25 protein-coding genes are annotated in these 16,461 nt (G+C 38.5%); 2 read left to right on the top strand and 23 right to left on the bottom strand.

All coding sequences use genetic code 11. The features are described from left to right. Positions 1-168 precede the first annotated feature (168 nt). Positions 169-387, bottom strand: a complete 219-nt coding sequence (locus ACUXEY_RS24785; protein WP_000900296.1) for a hypothetical protein — start codon at positions 385-387, stop codon at positions 169-171. Positions 388-557: 170 nt separating this feature from the next. Between ACUXEY_RS24785 and pdaB the strand changes: the two genes are divergently transcribed. Then, the gene (pdaB, locus tag ACUXEY_RS24780; protein WP_098346203.1) at positions 558-1,322 is read left to right on the top strand and encodes a polysaccharide deacetylase family sporulation protein PdaB; all 765 of its coding nucleotides are present in this window, start codon (positions 558-560) and stop codon (positions 1,320-1,322) included. Positions 1,323-1,411: 89 nt separating this feature from the next. Here pdaB and kbaA read toward each other — a convergent pair whose 3' ends face one another. Further along, positions 1,412-2,023: a KinB signaling pathway activation protein KbaA gene (gene kbaA / locus ACUXEY_RS24775; protein ID WP_461301812.1), complete on the bottom strand. Its 612-nt coding sequence runs from the start codon at positions 2,021-2,023 to the stop codon at positions 1,412-1,414. Positions 2,024-2,162: 139 nt separating this feature from the next. Here kbaA and gerD point away from each other — a divergent pair, with 139 nt between their 5' ends. Then, complete coding sequence (gene gerD, locus ACUXEY_RS24770) at positions 2,163-2,780, top strand: spore germination protein GerD (RefSeq protein ID WP_166705278.1); 618 nt, start codon at positions 2,163-2,165, stop codon at positions 2,778-2,780. 53 nt (positions 2,781-2,833) lie between these two features. On the opposite strand, the gene ACUXEY_RS24765 is transcribed toward gerD, so the two are convergent. From ACUXEY_RS24765 to rpsE, 21 genes are all read right to left on the bottom strand, one after another. Continuing rightward, positions 2,834-3,901, bottom strand: coding sequence for an Mrp/NBP35 family ATP-binding protein (locus ACUXEY_RS24765; protein ID WP_166705277.1), 1,068 nt, complete (start codon positions 3,899-3,901; stop codon positions 2,834-2,836). 141 nt (positions 3,902-4,042) lie between these two features. Continuing rightward, positions 4,043-4,756: an N-acetylmuramoyl-L-alanine amidase CwlD gene (gene cwlD / locus ACUXEY_RS24760; protein ID WP_060629217.1), complete on the bottom strand. Its 714-nt coding sequence runs from the start codon at positions 4,754-4,756 to the stop codon at positions 4,043-4,045. A gap of 66 nt (positions 4,757-4,822) precedes the next feature. Further along, entirely contained in the window at positions 4,823-5,251 is a 429-nt protein-coding gene (locus tag ACUXEY_RS24755) for a DUF2521 family protein (protein WP_048526371.1), read from the bottom strand. A gap of 162 nt (positions 5,252-5,413) precedes the next feature. Beyond that, a complete protein-coding gene (rpsI, locus tag ACUXEY_RS24750) occupies positions 5,414-5,806 on the bottom strand; it encodes a 30S ribosomal protein S9 (RefSeq protein WP_000079986.1) in 393 nt (130 codons plus the stop codon). Positions 5,807-5,827: 21 nt separating this feature from the next. Beyond that, positions 5,828-6,265: a 50S ribosomal protein L13 gene (gene rplM / locus ACUXEY_RS24745; protein ID WP_001260793.1), complete on the bottom strand. Its 438-nt coding sequence runs from the start codon at positions 6,263-6,265 to the stop codon at positions 5,828-5,830. A gap of 152 nt (positions 6,266-6,417) precedes the next feature. After that, complete coding sequence (truA, locus tag ACUXEY_RS24740) at positions 6,418-7,161, bottom strand: tRNA pseudouridine(38-40) synthase TruA (RefSeq protein WP_461301811.1); 744 nt, start codon at positions 7,159-7,161, stop codon at positions 6,418-6,420. Positions 7,162-7,175: 14 nt separating this feature from the next. Then, positions 7,176-7,970 (bottom strand): energy-coupling factor transporter transmembrane component T family protein, encoded by a 795-nt coding sequence (locus tag ACUXEY_RS24735; RefSeq protein ID WP_001186532.1) that lies wholly within the window; start codon positions 7,968-7,970, stop codon positions 7,176-7,178. Beyond that, a complete protein-coding gene (locus tag ACUXEY_RS24730; RefSeq protein WP_000406519.1) occupies positions 7,958-8,839 on the bottom strand; it encodes an energy-coupling factor ABC transporter ATP-binding protein in 882 nt (293 codons plus the stop codon). The genes ACUXEY_RS24735 and ACUXEY_RS24730 overlap by 13 nt, the downstream gene beginning before the upstream one ends. Next, the gene (locus ACUXEY_RS24725; protein ID WP_000711782.1) at positions 8,815-9,657 is read right to left on the bottom strand and encodes an energy-coupling factor ABC transporter ATP-binding protein; all 843 of its coding nucleotides are present in this window, start codon (positions 9,655-9,657) and stop codon (positions 8,815-8,817) included. The genes ACUXEY_RS24730 and ACUXEY_RS24725 overlap by 25 nt, the downstream gene beginning before the upstream one ends. A 103-nt stretch (positions 9,658-9,760) precedes the next feature. Then, on the bottom strand, positions 9,761-10,123 hold the full coding sequence (gene rplQ / locus ACUXEY_RS24720) for a 50S ribosomal protein L17 (protein WP_000331490.1): 363 nt from the start codon (positions 10,121-10,123) through the stop codon (positions 9,761-9,763). Between the two features lie 35 nt (positions 10,124-10,158). Beyond that, positions 10,159-11,103 carry a DNA-directed RNA polymerase subunit alpha gene (locus ACUXEY_RS24715; RefSeq protein ID WP_000569643.1) on the bottom strand — a complete coding sequence of 315 codons (945 nt, stop codon included), beginning with the start codon at positions 11,101-11,103 and terminating at the stop codon, positions 10,159-10,161. 180 nt (positions 11,104-11,283) lie between these two features. Then, complete coding sequence (gene rpsK / locus ACUXEY_RS24710) at positions 11,284-11,673, bottom strand: 30S ribosomal protein S11 (protein ID WP_000101798.1); 390 nt, start codon at positions 11,671-11,673, stop codon at positions 11,284-11,286. 24 nt (positions 11,674-11,697) lie between these two features. After that, positions 11,698-12,063 carry a 30S ribosomal protein S13 gene (gene rpsM / locus ACUXEY_RS24705; RefSeq protein WP_000090788.1) on the bottom strand — a complete coding sequence of 122 codons (366 nt, stop codon included), beginning with the start codon at positions 12,061-12,063 and terminating at the stop codon, positions 11,698-11,700. Between the two features lie 21 nt (positions 12,064-12,084). After that, positions 12,085-12,198, bottom strand: a complete 114-nt coding sequence (gene rpmJ / locus ACUXEY_RS24700; protein WP_000868344.1) for a 50S ribosomal protein L36 — start codon at positions 12,196-12,198, stop codon at positions 12,085-12,087. A gap of 35 nt (positions 12,199-12,233) precedes the next feature. Next, complete coding sequence (infA, locus tag ACUXEY_RS24695; protein ID WP_001029884.1) at positions 12,234-12,452, bottom strand: translation initiation factor IF-1; 219 nt, start codon at positions 12,450-12,452, stop codon at positions 12,234-12,236. A gap of 68 nt (positions 12,453-12,520) precedes the next feature. Further along, a complete protein-coding gene (gene map, locus ACUXEY_RS24690) occupies positions 12,521-13,267 on the bottom strand; it encodes a type I methionyl aminopeptidase (RefSeq protein ID WP_000582539.1) in 747 nt (248 codons plus the stop codon). Then, positions 13,267-13,917, bottom strand: coding sequence for an adenylate kinase (locus ACUXEY_RS24685; protein WP_048526368.1), 651 nt, complete (start codon positions 13,915-13,917; stop codon positions 13,267-13,269). Before ACUXEY_RS24685 ends, map begins: the two co-directional genes overlap by 1 nt. A 56-nt stretch (positions 13,918-13,973) precedes the next feature. Further along, positions 13,974-15,275, bottom strand: coding sequence for a preprotein translocase subunit SecY (secY, locus tag ACUXEY_RS24680; RefSeq protein WP_000490117.1), 1,302 nt, complete (start codon positions 15,273-15,275; stop codon positions 13,974-13,976). Then, on the bottom strand, positions 15,275-15,715 hold the full coding sequence (gene rplO / locus ACUXEY_RS24675; protein ID WP_000766080.1) for a 50S ribosomal protein L15: 441 nt from the start codon (positions 15,713-15,715) through the stop codon (positions 15,275-15,277). The genes secY and rplO overlap by 1 nt, the downstream gene beginning before the upstream one ends. Positions 15,716-15,748: 33 nt before the next feature. Further along, positions 15,749-15,931, bottom strand: coding sequence for a 50S ribosomal protein L30 (gene rpmD, locus ACUXEY_RS24670; protein ID WP_001085231.1), 183 nt, complete (start codon positions 15,929-15,931; stop codon positions 15,749-15,751). A gap of 13 nt (positions 15,932-15,944) precedes the next feature. Then, positions 15,945-16,445: a 30S ribosomal protein S5 gene (rpsE, locus tag ACUXEY_RS24665; protein WP_000554646.1), complete on the bottom strand. Its 501-nt coding sequence runs from the start codon at positions 16,443-16,445 to the stop codon at positions 15,945-15,947. Positions 16,446-16,461: the final 16 nt, after the last annotated feature.

Raw genomic sequence — 16,461 nt, 5'->3', positions numbered from 1 at the left:
TCAGTTTTCAAAGAACTACTTAGTCGCTCATTTGCGACTTCCTTATGTTAACATCTTCGTTTTTCGATGTCAACTAAGTTTTTCAATTTCTTTTTTGTCGTTTTCTACGTTTCCGCATCAGCGACGGTTATTAATTTATCATATAATAACTATTAACGTCAACACTTTTTAATAAAAAGTTCTTTTTCTTACATAACGAATACATTCCTCTGCATTAGCAACTCTTCGAAACAAACAAAAAATGATTTTATATCTCTCTTCCATCGCTTTTTTTACAACGTCATGAATACGTTCATCTTCAAAATCAAATAAAAGTTCTTCTAACTCTCTCTTCAATATGTATTCCATTTCTTTTTTCTCTTCTTTCGTCAACATAAATCCAAGCAACTCATCACCTCAGTCATTTCTTACAGAGCAATAAACGTTCTGCTCATTTTTATTTAACAAAATCCTATCATCCATTATATCCACTACTTACGATATTAATCCCTTGTTCTCTTTTTTATATTTACAGCATATATGTAACTGAAAAGGATTGGACAAAGGGGCGTAATATTATGTTTTTCTTTTTTATTACGAGTAAAAGAAACTTTAAACACATTAGCTTAATAGTGATACTTTCCTTATTTACAGCATGGCTACTCTTTTTGAAAACATATTCACACGAATCCGCTTTTTCAACTGCTACAGGACCTAAAGTCATTTACAAAGGCGATACCTCAAAAAAACAAGTTGCATTTACGTTTGATATTAGTTGGGGAGACAAAAAAGCAATTCCAATCCTTGATACACTTAAAGAAAGAGATATTAAGAATGCAACTTTCTTCCTTTCTGCTGCATGGGCAGAAAGACACCCTGATGTTGTTGAGCGCATCATAAAAGATGGACATGAAATCGGTAGTATGGGGTACAATTACACGTCCTACACTTCTCTAGAGACAAATGAAATACGAAGAGATCTTTTGCGAGCACAAGACGTGTTTACAAAACTCGGTGTGAAACAAATCAAACTATTACGTCCACCTAGTGGAGACTTTAACAAAGCAACACTTAAAATAGCAGAATCACTCGGATACACTGTCGTTCATTGGAGTAATAACTCAAACGACTGGAAAAACCCTGGCGTAAACAATATCGTTTCCACCGTCTCTAATAATTTAAAAGGTGGAGATATCGTCTTATTACATGCATCCGATTCTGCCCTTCAAACAAATAAAGCTTTACCACTGCTTTTGCAAAAATTAAAGAGTGACGGCTATGAACAAATATCCGTATCACAACTTATTTCCAACACAAGTACGAAAAGTGAAGATGTACAATAATTTTTACACACAAAAAGCTCTACTACCTTTCATTTAGGTAGTAGAGCTTTTTCCCTTCATACAACTCCCCTGCGTAAAAACTCTCTTTATTAGACCGACTTACTCGTCTTTCCAATTAAACGATGTAATATAAGTAACTGATATGCATTACATAATAAGAGTGGTATCACCATTAAATATAACCAATCTGTATCATTAATCCGAAGAGCTGGTACCCACTCAAGAATTGTTACAACAACCATAAAGAACAAAGCGGGCACGAATGCCTTTTTGTTCGTTTCTTTACTTTTTATATAAGCAACAATGGCCCCAAACACAAATAATACACCTGCAACAAGTATGTTATTTCCTAATGAAACTTCCCCATTTGCAATCAATACAGATCTTAAATACACGAAATCAAATAAAACGAATGCAATAAAGAAGAGCTGCACTGTATTCCATAAAGAAGGTGACCTGAACATCCCTAACCCAAAACGATGGATTGTTAAATAGGCAAAGAACCCCATTTGACTAATAACACTAAAAATGAATCCTACGCCCATCAACCAGAAGGAAACTGCTAAAATCTCCTTTCCGTCGAAATTTTGAAAAAATTTAACGTACTTGTCCCACTCTAAAACAAACCCAATAATGACCGTACTAATCCCACCAAGAAACAACGTCGTAAAAAATAGTCGTACCCACTTGCGGCTATTCACAACACATCCCCCATTATCCTTATATTTCTAATTAAATTGTATCAATGACAATTTCAAAAAGCTAGCCATGTTCATGTATAAATTCCTTAAAGATATTTATATTAAAAAGAGAGAACTGTGCTGAAAGGAGTTCCAACTTATGAAACGGATGCTGCTCGTTTTGACTTCTTCTTTTCTATTTTTTGTACTTGTAGCATGTGCACAAGAAAAAGAAGCAAAGTCCGAACTTGATTATGATCAAACGAAGAAAATGATTGTTGATATTTTAAAAACTGATCAAGGTAAGAAAGCCATTCAAGATGTGTTAACTGATGAAAAAATGAAACAAGCACTCATACTAGATGAAACAGTAGTAAAGAAAACAATTGAAGATGCAATGGTATCCGACAAAGGGCAACAATTCTGGGAAAAGCTCTTTAAAGACCCTGAATTCTCATCGAAATTCGCTAAAAGTATGGGAAAAGAACAAACAACCTTAATGAAAACATTACTAAAAGACCCCGAATACCAAGCAGGCGTTATAGAAATTATGAAAAACCCTGAAGTAGAAAAAATGATGCTACAAACGATGAAGAGCAAAGAATACCGCCAATATTTACAACAAGTACTAACAGAAACTGCCGAAAGCCCACTCTTCCAAGCTAAGATGATAGATATTATTAGTAAAGGTGTACAAAAGGCTGAAAAAAGTGGTTCTGATAAAAAAGAAGCAGGCGGTGAAGGTGGTTCTCAAGACGGTAAAAAGGAACAGCAGTAATTATAGTTATAGTAATGAGTGGACAATATATGTATCGTCCACTCATTATTATTTTATTTTTGCGCAACAGCTGTTTTATCAATTACTGTCTCAGCTATCGTGCGATAAATAAGACCTGTCGTATGTGTATCCTCGTATACTGACGGCGCAAAGTCTTCTTTATTCCAATCAGGTTGTTGAAGCGGGATTCGGCCAATTACTTCCGTTTGAAGTTCTGTAGCTAATTTATCTCCTCCACCTCTTCCAAACACATATTCTTTTTCACCAGTTGTTTTGCTTTCAAAATACGCCATATTTTCAACAACCCCAAGAATACTATGTTCTGTACGTAAAGCCATAGCTCCAGCACGCGCTGCTACAAATGCCGCTGTTGGATGTGGTGTTGTTACAATAATCTCTTTACAAGCCGGCAACATTGAATGTAAGTCTAGCGCAACATCACCTGTACCCGGTGGTAAATCTAAAACTAAATAGTCTAAATCGCCCCACTCTACTTCTGTAAAGAAATGATTTAACATTTTCCCAAGCATAGGTCCTCTCCAAATAACCGGTGCATTATCCTCTACAAAGAACCCCATTGAGATTACCTTTACACCTAGACGTTCCACTGGGATGATTCTATCTCCTCTTACAACAGGACGTTTTTCTATCCCCATCATATCCGGTACACTAAACCCATAAATATCGGCATCAATGATACCAACCTTTTTCCCTAGACGAGCTAAAGCAATAGCAAGGTTAACAGAAACTGTTGATTTTCCGACTCCACCTTTTCCACTCGCCACTGCTAAAAATGTCGTTTTTGAATTTGGTGACAATAAAGATTCTGTTTGCTCTTCTTCCTGTTCTGGTGCAAACTGAGATAATTCCTCTTCTGTAAATTCTGCAAAGCGAAGCCCTACTGTTGCTGCTCCTAGTTCTTTTACTAACTTTACAATTCCAGATTGCAATTGCATTTGTTCCGCTGTACCGGTTTTTACGATTGCAATTTTAACACTTACATGTTCCTTCTCAGGCTTAACTGTTACCTCTTTAATTGCCCCTGTTTCTTTTAACGTTTTATGTAAAAACGGATCTACAATCCCTTCTAACGCTTCCACTACTTGCTCTTTCGTTACCATAATTAGCCCAGCCCCCTGTATGAAAAATAACGTAATGTTAATTTAATGTCTCTCTTTATTCTCAAAATAAATGCGTTTACATTTCCAGTATAACATATTTTCGGAAAACTTCGTTAACGAGAGAAACGCAAAAAATCCTCCTTATTCTGGAGGATTTCCTTTTTCGGTGAAATAACGTAATATACCACGATATACTGCAGCCGCTACCTTTTGCTGATATTTCTCCGAATTTAACATATACCTTTCATTTACATTCGATAAAAAGCCAGCTTCAATTAAAGCGCCTGGTGTTTTCGCATACTTTAATAAATACACATGAGAAATTGTTTTAGCAGAACGATTCGTATTCTCTAAACTCGTTCTCAATTCAGCTTGTATAAATTTTGCAGCACGTTCATTTTCAATTGAAGAACGGTAATAGAACGTTTGTGCGCCTTTCGATCCACTACTAGTTAAAGCGTTTAAATGAATACTCGCAAAAAAGTCTACATCAGGTTTATTAATAATCTCTACACGCTTTTTTAAATCCTCTGCTTTACGTCTACTATATGATTTTGTATCTTTCTGAGCTAAATCATAATCTCCATCTCTCGTTAAAATAACTAGCGCACCTTGCTCTTGTAAATAATCTTGCACCTTCTTTGTAATCTCAAGCGTAATATCCTTTTCTACAATATCCTTTCCACCAACTGCCCCTCCGTCAGGTCCACCATGCCCAGCATCTAATACAATTACTTTCCCTGATAAGGGTAAATTCCAAGCTCGCCACGATTTTGTAATTTGAAACTCTTGTTTGACTAAAAAAAACAAAACAACCGCAGCGAGTGCAAAAGAGATAATTCGAATTCTCTTCATACCTTTCCTCCTCCAGCTAGTCCCTCTAATTACTTATATGGGACAAGAGGAAAGTTTATGCTTGTCTTAATGAAGCTTTAATCGATATCTTCTTTCACCTTTTTCATATCCTTCCTGCCACCATAAGCCGATAAACTGCTGGCAAGATTCAAAAAGCAATTCCTCATCTTGTAACTTAATTTCACGCATAGTCATGCTCGCTAAAAATTGAAATAGTGTTTCCGTTAATTGTTGCTCTTCTTCTAAAGCTCTATATTTCACATCAAAGAATGATTCACCATAATAACCAAACTTACTGTATCTCGCTCCTAATAAATACGATTCTATCCCTAATTCAATACAGTAATCTTCATACTGCCGATGAAGTTCCTGCATCTGAAAGGCATCTCTAATATTTGAACGTAATGTTTTTAATGATAATTCCCGCAGCATCTTCCGTTCATATTTCAACTGCTTTTCTTTTTGTTTTTCTTGTAAGCTGACAATGACATTCATAGTACTTATAAACCTCCCTAATACGTATTAGTCTAAACTTCTAAAGAAGAAGCATACGCGAGAGGGCAGCACTAAAATATTCCAAACTACAAAAATTCCAAATGAGGAATGAAACATAAAAAAACCCCAACCAAAATGGTTGGGGTTTGTAGTTCGCAAAAATTAACGTTTTGAGAACTGAGGTGCACGACGTGCGCCTTTAAGACCGTATTTTTTACGCTCTTTCATACGTGCATCACGAGTTAATAGACCTGCACGTTTTAGTGTTAGACGGTATTCTGGATCAGCTTTTAATAAAGCGCGAGAAATACCGTGACGAATAGCACCAGCTTGACCAGTGTATCCACCACCATTTACGTTTACAAGTACATCGTAGTTACCTAAAGTTTCTGTTGCAACTAGAGGTTGTTTCACTACTTCACGTAATGCAGCAAATGGGATATAGTTTTCAAAATCACGACCGTTAATGATAACGCGTCCTTCGCCTGGAACTAGGCGTACGCGCGCTACTGAACTCTTACGACGTCCAGTGCCATAGTATTGAACCTGTGCCAAAGTAAGCCCTCCTTTAATTAATTATCCGCGAAGTTCGTAAACTTCTGGTTTTTGTGCTTGGTGTGGATGCTCTGCTCCAGCATACACGTTTAGTTTCTTAGAAACTTGACGGCCTAAGCGTCCTTTTGGAAGCATGCCTTTAATTGCAAGCTCTAACATTTGTACAGGGTAGTTTGTACGCATTTCTAGAGCTGTTCTTTGTTTAAGTCCACCTGGGTGGTTAGTGTGACGGTAGTAAATTTTATCGTTTAATTTATTACCTGTTAAATGAATTTTTTCAGCGTTAATAATAATTACATGATCACCCGTGTCAACGTGTGGTGTAAATGTAGGTTTGTTTTTACCGCGTAAAATGGATGCTACTTCACTAGCAAGGCGACCTAAAGTTTGACCTTCAGCATCAACCACATACCATTTACGCTCAACTTCGTTAGCTTTTGCCATAAAAGTCGTACGCATGTGTTTCCCTCCTCGTTATCTTTTCCATAGAAAAAATCTATTGTTTATCTTAAACACGATTTCCTTCCGGGGCTAATCGTGGTTTTAGAAACAATACCATATGTTATGATATACTTTTGAGTTTCTAATGTCAAGCAAATGTTACACCAGGATTAGTTGTTATAGTTTACGTGCCATAAGTAAAGCCCATGACCAGGAGCCATCTTTCCAGCAAACTGACGATTTTGTTTCGCTAGAATCTCTGGAATGCTATCCGGATCAAGCTTTCCTTGCCCTACGCTCAGTAACGTACCAACAATAATTCTGACCATATTATATAAAAATCCATTACCTACAAAACGAAAAATCAATTCATCGTCTTGCTCAATTAGCTCAATTTCATAAATTGTTCTCACTTTATCTTTTTTGTCAGTTTTTGCCGAACAAAAAGAAGTGAAATCATGCGTTCCAATAAAATAAGGGATTGCTTTTCTTATAGAGTTTATTTCGAGTGGATATGGATATTGATATACGTAATTTCTACGGAATACATCCGCAGTCTTTGATAATAATACACGATAACGATATTCTTTTCTCTCAACACCGTAACGCGCATGAAATTCTTCTGTTTTTTTCTCTACCTGCCTGATAACAATATCATCTGGCAACATTGTGTTCAATGCATTACTCCATTGCCACTCTTCAAGAGACAACGGTGTATCAAAGTGTATCACTTGTCCTTTAGCATGAACAGTAGAATCCGTTCTGCCCGATGCTTGAACACGAACAAGCTCTCCTTTATGCAATTTCTGTAAAGCTTTCTCTATTTCTTGTTGAACAGTACGATGCTGCGGCTGAATTTGATAACCACAAAAATGCATGCCATCATATGCAACCGTACATTTTATTCTATCCATTTCTCTATTCTCCATTACGATCGCACCCATGCCAAAATACAAGCTAAACAAAGTAAGCTTATAATCGTTACTGTATCACTTGTTTTCCAGCGTAGTTGCCTAAATTTAGTACGTCCTTCGCCACTTTGATACCCACGAGCTTCCATAGCAATTGCTAAGTCCTCAGCACGCTTAAAAGCACTGATAAATAGAGGAACGAGTAGGGAGATAATGGCTTTCATCCTATCTTTTATCGGTCCTCCTGCGAAATCAATACCACGTGACGATTGTGCCTTCATTATTTTACTCGTTTCATCCATTAATGTTGGAATAAAACGAAGAGAAATTGACATCATTAATGCGATTTCATGAACAGGAACTTTTATACGCTTCAACGGCTTTAATAACGTCTCCAAACCATCTGTAATCTCAATAGGTGTCGTCGTTAACGTTAATAATGTCGTCATTAAAATAATAACGAAGAATCGTATAGAAATGTATATCCCTTGCTCTAATCCTTTTTCATGTATCGAAAACCAACCAAGCTGGAATAGTACTTCCCCTTCTTTATTTGTAAAAATATGCAGGAAAAATGTAAAAAGAAAAATCCATAGAATTGGTTTTAAGCCCGAAAGTACATAACGAATCGGCACTTTTGCAAAAAATAAAGCAATGAGTGCATATAAAAATAAAAATCCATATGAAATCGCATTATTTGCTAAGAAAACAACAAATACATATAAAAAGACAATCAGCAGCTTCGTACGTGGATCAAGTTGATGAATAAGAGAATTCCCTGGAATATACCTTCCAATAATCAACTGCTGCATGATTCATGACCACCTTTTCGTAACACCTGCACAACTTCATGAGTAAGATCCTCTAAAGATAAGGTAGCCTTTGGGATTGAAATGCCAAACTTCTCTTCAATTGCACGTTTATACTTTAAAGACATAGGAAGATCCACGCCGATTTTCTCTAATTCATCAGCATGTGAAAATACTTCCTCTGCACTTCCTTGCAAAAAGACCGTTCCTTTATGCATGACCACAATCTGCTCCGCATACTTAGCAGCATCCTCCATATTATGCGTTACAAGGATAACCGTAAGACCTTTCTCCTTATGAAGCTTATAAAACATCTCCATAAGTTCATTCTGCCCTTTTGGATCTAGTCCTGCTGTAGGTTCATCTAATACAAGCACTTCGGGTTCCATCGCCAATACGCCCGCTATCGCAACACGCCTCATTTGCCCACCACTTAACTCAAACGGTGAACGTGTTAACAGTTCTGGTTCTAACCCTACAAGTTCAATTGCCTCTCTTGCCTTTTGCTTCGCTTCTTCTACAGATACCCCAAAATTAGTAGGGCCGAAACAAATATCTTTCTCCACAGTCTCTTCAAACAACTGATGTTCTGGGAATTGAAAGACAACCCCTACCTTTTTACGTAGTGGCTTTAGCTTTTTTTCTTTCTTTCCTGCCGAAATGAAATGTTCACCAATTTGAACTGTGCCATTTGTCGGCTGCAATAAACCATTTAAATGTTGAATCATCGTCGACTTACCTGAACCAGTATGACCGATAATGGCATAATAGCCCCCACTTGGAAACGACACGTCTACATCATAAAGTGCGCGTCTTTCAAATGGAGTTTTATATTGATAACGATGTTCTACTTTTTGGAATGTAATCTCCAAAGTTCGTTCACCAAGCTTTCCATTGTAAGATGCGTATTTTGCAAGAGAATTTCATTTCTTTTTAATAATTCTGCTATTTTCACTGAAAATGGTACATCTAATCCAATTTCTTGGAGCATATGAGAGGATTTGAAAATTTGTTCTGGAGTCCCTTCCTCTAATATCTCTCCCTTATTTAAAATAATGACACGGTCTGATTGTGCCGCTTCTTCTAAATCGTGCGTAATTGATAACACGGTAATACCTTTTTGATTAACAAGTTGTCTAACCGTTTCTACTACTTCACGTCTCCCTTGGGGGTCTAGCATTGACGTTGCTTCATCTAATATTAAAATAGATGGCTGAAGTGCTAAAACGCCTGCTATTGCCACTCGCTGCTTTTGCCCACCAGATAACGAATGAGGCTCATCATTAAGAAAATCTTCCATACGGACAAGTTTGAGAGCCTGATCTAATCTTTCTACCATCTGTTCTCTTGGCATTCCGATATTCTCTAAGCCAAAAACAACGTCGTCTTGCACTGTCGTTCCAACAAATTGATTATCTGGGTTTTGAAATACCATCCCAATTTGTTTTCGAACATCCCATACCGTTTCCTCTGATAAAACCATTGTATCATTTACTGTAATAGTTCCTGCTTCTGGCAAAAACAAACCATTCAATAATTTTGCAAGTGTAGACTTCCCTGAACCGTTTTGTCCAATAACAGATACCCATTCTCCCTCATATAAGGAAAATGAAACATCTTTTAATGCATAAGTGGCTGCCCCAGGATATTGAAAGGATATATTTTCTGTCCGAAGTTTCTCTTTTTTCAATACAAGGCACCCTTTCCTTCGCCAAGTTAGCCTATTTTTATATTTAAAAAAAAGGGCCATGACCAGTTTCTTGAAAAGAACTGTCCTGCCCTTTTAATTATCATTATACTAACTCGATAATTACCATTGGTGCTGCGTCTCCGCGACGTGGACCAATTTTTGCAATACGAGTGTATCCGCCTTGGCGCTCAGCATAGCGTGGAGCTACATCAGCGAATAATTTTTGAAGTGCATCTTGACCAGTCTCAGCGTTAGCTACTTCATTGCGAATGAAAGCTGCTGCTTGACGACGAGCATGAAGATCTCCGCGTTTACCTAAAGTGATCATTTTTTCCACTACAGAACGAAGTTCTTTTGCACGAGTTTCTGTCGTTTGGATGCGCTCGTTGATAATTAAATCAGTAGCTAAGTCACGTAACATAGCTTTACGTTGCGCACTTGTACGGCCTAATTTTCTGTATGCCATTCGTAGTTCCCTCCTTTGTTGATGGGTTTAAATCCTCAGTCGTCTTTACGTAAACCTAAACCTAATTCCTCAAGTTTATGTTTAACTTCTTCTAAGGATTTACGTCCTAAGTTACGAACTTTCATCATATCTTCTTCTGTTTTGTTCGCAAGCTCTTGTACAGTATTAATTCCTGCACGTTTAAGGCAATTATAAGAACGAACAGAAAGATCTAGTTCCTCGATAGTCATCTCAAGAACTTTCTCTTTTTGATCTTCTTCCTTCTCAACCATAATCTCAGCATTTTGTGCTTCATCAGTTAAACCAACAAAGATATTTAAATGCTCAGTTAAGATTTTGGCACCTAAAGAGATAGCTTCTTTTGGCCCGATGCTTCCATCCGTCCATACATCAAGCGTAAGCTTATCATAATTAGCCACTTGTCCGACACGTGTCTTTTCCACTTGGTAAGTCACACGTGATACTGGAGTATAAATAGAATCAATAGGAATTACTCCTATTGGTTGATCTTCGCTTTTATTTGCATCAGCTGGCGTATACCCACGGCCACGCTTTGCAGTTAAACGCACGCGGAAATGCGCATCTTTTGCTAACGTTGCAATGTGTAAATCTGGATTTAAGATTTCTACATCACTATCGTGAGTAATATCAGCAGCTGTGACAATACCTTCGCCCTGCACATCAATTTCCAACGTCTTCTCTTCTTCAGAGTAGATTTTAAGAGCTAACTTTTTCAAGTTTAAGATGATCGTTGTAACGTCTTCTACTACGCCCTCAACTGTTGAAAATTCATGTAATACGCCATCGATTTGGATAGCAGTAACAGCGGCACCAGGGAGTGAAGATAAAAGAATACGACGTAAGGAGTTACCCAACGTAGTACCATATCCACGCTCAAGCGGTTCAATTACGAATTTACCATATTTAGCATCTTCGTTAAGTTCAACCGTTTCGATTTTCGGCTTTTCGATTTCAATCATTAACTAAACCCTCCTTCAAAACGTCGAAACCCCGGTTAAACAAAGGTACAACCCCTGTCTAACCGAAAGTCCCCCTTAGGCAGTTCCCGATTGTGCACAACAAGCGATGTTTCTGTACGAAATTTCTCGATAATGCATCATATCCATTATAGACAAAAGGGAAAATTCTATACAGAAAAATTACACACGACGACGTTTTGGTGGACGACATCCATTATGAGGAACTGGAGTAACATCTCTAATTGCTGTTACTTCTAGACCTGCAGCTTGAAGAGCACGAATTGCAGCTTCACGACCAGCACCAGGACCTTTAACAGTAACCTCTAAAGTTTTTAAACCGTGTTCCATTGCAGCTTTAGCAGCAGTTTCAGCAGCCATTTGCGCAGCGAATGGAGTAGATTTACGAGATCCACGGAAACCAAGTGCACCAGCACTAGACCAAGAAAGTGCGTTACCGTGAGTATCTGTAAGAGTTACGATTGTGTTGTTGAAAGTAGAACGAATATGAGCTATACCAGCTTCAATATTCTTTTTCACACGTTTTTTACGAGTGTTTGTTTTACGTGCCATTGTTAGTTCAACCTCCTTTACTTATTATTTCTTTTTATTTGCTACTGTACGACGTGGACCTTTACGTGTACGAGCATTGTTTTTAGAATTTTGACCACGAACTGGTAAGCCACGACGGTGACGAAGACCACGGTAAGAACCGATCTCCATTAGACGTTTAATGTTAAGAGATACTTCACGACGAAGGTCTCCCTCAACTTTAATACGATCGATGATATCACGGATACGTCCTAATTCGTCTTCCGTTAAATCACGAACTCGTGTTTCTTCAGAAATACCTGCTTCAGCAAGAATTTTTTCAGCAGTTGTGCGACCAATGCCGAATACGTAAGTTAAAGAAATAACAACGCGTTTGTCTCGAGGAATATCTACACCTGCGATACGTGCCATTACGAATGCACCTCCTTCTGATTAACCTTGTTTTTGTTTATGTTTAGGGTTTTCACAAATAACCATTACTTTTCCACGTCTACGAATAACTTTACATTTTTCGCAGATTGGTTTAACTGACGGTCTTACTTTCATGTCTCGAACCTCCTTAAAGATTACGGAGTGCTATATTATTTAAAACGGTACGTAATACGACCACGATTTAAATCGTACGGAGATAATTCTACCGTAACTTTGTCTCCTGGTAAAATACGAATGAAGTTCATACGGATTTTACCAGAAACGTGAGCCAATACGACATGCCCATTCTCTAATTCTACTTTGAACATAGCATTTGGCAACGTTTCAAGAACGGTACCTTCGACTTCAATTACATCATCTTTAGCCATTCAATAGTTCTCCCTTCTTCAAATCAGTAACATTTTACACTGCTCTGAAATCCCGGAGAGCCAGCTACTTATAAAGTGGTAAGGATTTCGTATCCTGCTTCTGTAAGAGCAATCGTGTGCTCAAAATGGGCACACCATTTACCATCTACCGTTACCACTGTCCAGTCATCAGATAGTGTTTTTACATATCGTCTTCCTTGATTCACCATCGGCTCAACACAGATGACCATTCCCGGCTTTAATCTAGGGCCTCTATTTGGTGGACCATAGTGCGGGATTTGAGGGTCCTCATGTAAGTCTTGCCCGATTCCGTGACCAACATACTCCCTAACGATCGAGAATCCATTCTCTTCAGCATGGGTTTGAACCGCATGTGAGATATTTGATAATCTTTCGCCTGGTTTTACTTGTTCTAGACCAAGATACAACGATTTTTCTGTGACATCAAGTAGCTTTTGAACAGATTCAGAAATGTTTCCAACTGGATACGTCCATGCAGAATCGCCATGGTACCCATTGTATTTCGCACCAATATCGATACTGATGATATCGCCCTCTTTGAGCTTGCGCTTCCCTGGAATTCCGTGTACAAGCTCTTCATTTACAGAAGCACATATGCTCCCCGGAAATCCGTTGTATCCTTTAAAAGATGGCGTAGCACCATATTTTTGAATCGTCTTTTCCGCTATTTGATCGAGCTCTTTCGTTGTAATTCCTGGAGTAATGTGCTGTTTCAACTCTTGATGAGTTAAAGCAACGATCCTGCCAGCTTCTCGCATGATTTCTATCTCGCGAGGAGTTTTGCAGATTATCATTACGCTAAGCCTCCGATGAGAACATCGATATCAGCAAATACTTTATTGATATCTTGCTCACCATTAATGCTTTGTAGGTAACCAAGCTCCTCGTAGAAATCAAGCAAAGGTTTTGTTTGCTTAATATTTACATCTAAACGATTTGCTACAGTTTCTTCATTGTCATCAGAGCGTTGATATAATTCGCCACCACATTTATCGCACACGTCAGCTTTTGCTGGCGCATTGAATTCTAAGTGGTAAGTCGCACCGCACTCTTTACAAATACGACGGCCTGTAAGGCGTTTTAATAACAACCCTGAATCCACATTAATGTTTAAAACATAGTCGATTTTTTTGCCAAGATCTTTCATAATCTCTTCAAGAGCTGATGCTTGTGCAACAGTTCGTGGGAAACCGTCTAGTAAGAAGCCTTTTGCGCAGTCTTCTTGACTTAAACGTTCACGAACGATTCCGATTGTAACTTCATCTGGAACAAGTGCACCTTTATCAATAAAAGATTTTGCTTGTAAACCCATTTCAGTTTCAGCCTTCATAGCTGCACGGAACATATCTCCTGTTGAGATGTGAGGGATGTTATACTTGGCAACAATCTGTTCGGCTTGTGTACCTTTACCAGCACCAGGAAGCCCCATTAAAATTAAGTTCATCCTTGTTCCCCCTCAGAGTACATGAGCATGTAGGGAAGATAATACTTCCCACTTACTCACTGCTTGATAAACCCTTTGTAATGGCGTTTTACCAGTTGGCTTTCTAGCTGCTTCATTGTTTCTAAAGCAACGCCGACAACGATTAACATACTCGTTCCACCAATCTGTGCAGATGGAGGAAGATTTCCCAGCTTCGTAAAGATAACTGGTAAGATTGCAATCGCTGCTAGGAAAATTGATCCTACAAAGGTCAAACGATACAAGATTTTTGTTAGATATTGTTCCGTATTCTTACCCGGACGAATACCTGGAACATATCCACCTTGTTTGTTTAGATTCTCTGACATTTGCTCTGGATTAACCTGAACAAACGCATAGAAATATGTGAAGGCTACAATGAGCGCAACATATATGATCATTCCCACTGGGTGGGAATAGTTAAAGTTTGCAATAATCCACTGCGATACATCATGTTTCGGGAAGAACTGTGCAATAGTCGGAGGCGTAATTAAGAATGAAACAGCAAAAATTACTGGAATAACACCAGCACTATTTACCTTAAGGGGTAAATGCGTGTTTTGTGCTCCAGCATAACCACCATTTCCTCCTGTTACACGCTTCGCATATTGAATTGGGATCTTTCTAACAGCCTGTTGAATGAAAATAACACCCACAATAACTGCTAGCACAGCTAGTAAGATCAATGCAACTTTAACGATACTCATGAACAATTGATCTCCGATATTTTGAAACTGTTGCTGATACACTTGAGATATAACACTTGGGATCGCTGCGGCAATACCACCAAAGATAAGGATGGAAATACCATTACCTACACCTTTAGCTGTAATCTGTTCACCTAACCACATTAAAAATGCAGTACCAGCAGTCAGTACCGTAGCAATGTATAAATAAGTGCTCCAACCTGGATTCAAAATTAATTGCCCACCTACCATACCGTTAAAACCGATTGACATACCAAACCCCTGAATAAACGCAAGAACAATTGTAAAGTAACGCGTGAATTGCGTTAGTTTACGACGGCCCATTTCACCTTGCTTCGACCATTCCGAAAATTTAGGAACAACATCCATCTGCAATAATTGCACGATGATGGATGCTGTAATATACGGCATGATTCCCATCGCAAAGATGGAGAAGTTTTTCAAGGCGCCACCGCCAAATGTATTTAGGATACCTAAGGCATTTAATTGATCTTGTGCTTTCAGTACGTCTCCATTTGTAAATGGCACAGGGATAAACGTGCCAATCCTGAATACGATTAACATCGCTAAAGTGAATAATATTTTACGTCTTATCTCAGCAACGCGCATAAAGTTGGAGATTGTACGAAACATTAGATCACCTCAACTGATCCGCCAGCTGCTTCAATTGCTTCTTTAGCACTTGAAGAGAACTTGTGCGCTTTAACAGTTAGTTTTTTCTCTACTGCGCCGCTTGCAAGAATTTTAACACCGTCGTTTAACTTGCTGATAACGCCAGTTTCCAGCAATAATTCAGGTGTTACTTCTGTACCATCTTCAAAACGATTTAACGTTGATAAGTTTACAATAGCAAACTCTTTACGGTTAATGTTTGTGAAGCCGCGTTTTGGTAAACGACGGAATAATGGAGTTTGACCACCTTCGAAGCCAAGACGAACACCGCCACCAGAACGTGCGTTTTGTCCTTTATGACCTTTACCAGCAGTTTTACCGTTACCAGAACCGATACCACGACCGACACGGTTACGTACTTTACGAGAACCTTCTGCAGGTTTTAATTCATGAAGTTTCATTCCCAGGCACCTCCTTATATTAATGAGTTATCCTTAAGCTTCTTTTACAGTTATAAGGTGAGAAACTTTGTTGATCATACCAAGAATAGCAGGAGTTTCTTCCTTAACTACAGTTGAATTCAACTTTTTAAGACCTAAAGCTTCTACCGTCGCACGTTGATCTTGTGGACGACCAATTACACTACGAGTGAGGGTAATTTCTAACTTTTTCGCCATTTGTTTTCCCTCCTTAACCTAGTAGCTCTTCTACAGATTTACCGCGTAATTTTGCAACATCTTCAGCGCGCTTAAGTTCGCTTAATCCGTTCACAGTAGCGCGAATCATGTTGATTGGTGTGTTAGAACCAAGAGATTTCGAAAGAATATCTTGTACACCAGCTAATTCAAGGACCGCACGAACAGGTCCACCAGCAATAACACCAGTACCTTCAGCAGCAGGTTTTAAGAATACTTCACCAGCTCCAAAGTGACCGTTGATTGTGTGTGGAATTGTTGTACCAACTAATGGTACAGCGATTAAGTTTTTCTTAGCGTCTTCGATAGCTTTGCGGATTGCGTCTGGTACCTCTTGTGCTTTACCAGTACCGAATCCAACATGACCGTTTTTATCGCCAACTACAACTAGTGCAGCAAAGCGGAAACGACGACCACCCTTAACAACTTTCGCGACACGATTTATCGTAACTACACGTTCTTCAAGTTCTAATTTACTTGGGTCAATGCGATGCATCAATTTTCCCTCCTTT

Source organism: Bacillus sp. F9_6S_D1_P_5, assembly GCF_054823925.1.
Note: the sequence above shows the minus strand (reverse complement) of the source record. Positions and strands in the feature narration are given on the sequence as shown.

Coding starts and splice junctions, on each gene's coding strand:
- pdaB (WP_098346203.1), top strand. CDS start 558: ATGTTTTTCTTTTTTATTACGAGTAAAAGAAACTTTAAACACATTAGC.
- gerD (WP_166705278.1), top strand. CDS start 2,163: ATGAAACGGATGCTGCTCGTTTTGACTTCTTCTTTTCTATTTTTTGTA.
- ACUXEY_RS24765 (WP_166705277.1), bottom strand. CDS start 3,901: ATGGTAACGAAAGAGCAAGTAGTGGAAGCGTTAGAAGGGATTGTAGAT.
- cwlD (WP_060629217.1), bottom strand. CDS start 4,756: ATGAAGAGAATTCGAATTATCTCTTTTGCACTCGCTGCGGTTGTTTTG.
- ACUXEY_RS24755 (WP_048526371.1), bottom strand. CDS start 5,251: ATGAATGTCATTGTCAGCTTACAAGAAAAACAAAAAGAAAAGCAGTTG.
- rplM (WP_001260793.1), bottom strand. CDS start 6,265: ATGCGTACGACTTTTATGGCAAAAGCTAACGAAGTTGAGCGTAAATGG.
- truA (WP_461301811.1), bottom strand. CDS start 7,161: ATGGATAGAATAAAATGTACGGTTGCATATGATGGCATGCATTTTTGT.
- ACUXEY_RS24735 (WP_001186532.1), bottom strand. CDS start 7,970: ATGCAGCAGTTGATTATTGGAAGGTATATTCCAGGGAATTCTCTTATT.
- rplQ (WP_000331490.1), bottom strand. CDS start 10,123: ATGGCATACAGAAAATTAGGCCGTACAAGTGCGCAACGTAAAGCTATG.
- ACUXEY_RS24715 (WP_000569643.1), bottom strand. CDS start 11,103: ATGATTGAAATCGAAAAGCCGAAAATCGAAACGGTTGAACTTAACGAA.
- rpsK (WP_000101798.1), bottom strand. CDS start 11,673: ATGGCACGTAAAACAAACACTCGTAAAAAACGTGTGAAAAAGAATATT.
- rpsM (WP_000090788.1), bottom strand. CDS start 12,063: ATGGCACGTATCGCAGGTGTAGATATTCCTCGAGACAAACGCGTTGTT.
- rpmJ (WP_000868344.1), bottom strand. CDS start 12,198: ATGAAAGTAAGACCGTCAGTTAAACCAATCTGCGAAAAATGTAAAGTT.
- infA (WP_001029884.1), bottom strand. CDS start 12,452: ATGGCTAAAGATGATGTAATTGAAGTCGAAGGTACCGTTCTTGAAACG.
- map (WP_000582539.1), bottom strand. CDS start 13,267: ATGATAATCTGCAAAACTCCTCGCGAGATAGAAATCATGCGAGAAGCT.
- ACUXEY_RS24685 (WP_048526368.1), bottom strand. CDS start 13,917: ATGAACTTAATTTTAATGGGGCTTCCTGGTGCTGGTAAAGGTACACAA.
- secY (WP_000490117.1), bottom strand. CDS start 15,275: ATGTTTCGTACAATCTCCAACTTTATGCGCGTTGCTGAGATAAGACGT.
- rplO (WP_000766080.1), bottom strand. CDS start 15,715: ATGAAACTTCATGAATTAAAACCTGCAGAAGGTTCTCGTAAAGTACGT.
- rpmD (WP_001085231.1), bottom strand. CDS start 15,931: ATGGCGAAAAAGTTAGAAATTACCCTCACTCGTAGTGTAATTGGTCGT.
- rpsE (WP_000554646.1), bottom strand. CDS start 16,445: ATGCATCGCATTGACCCAAGTAAATTAGAACTTGAAGAACGTGTAGTT.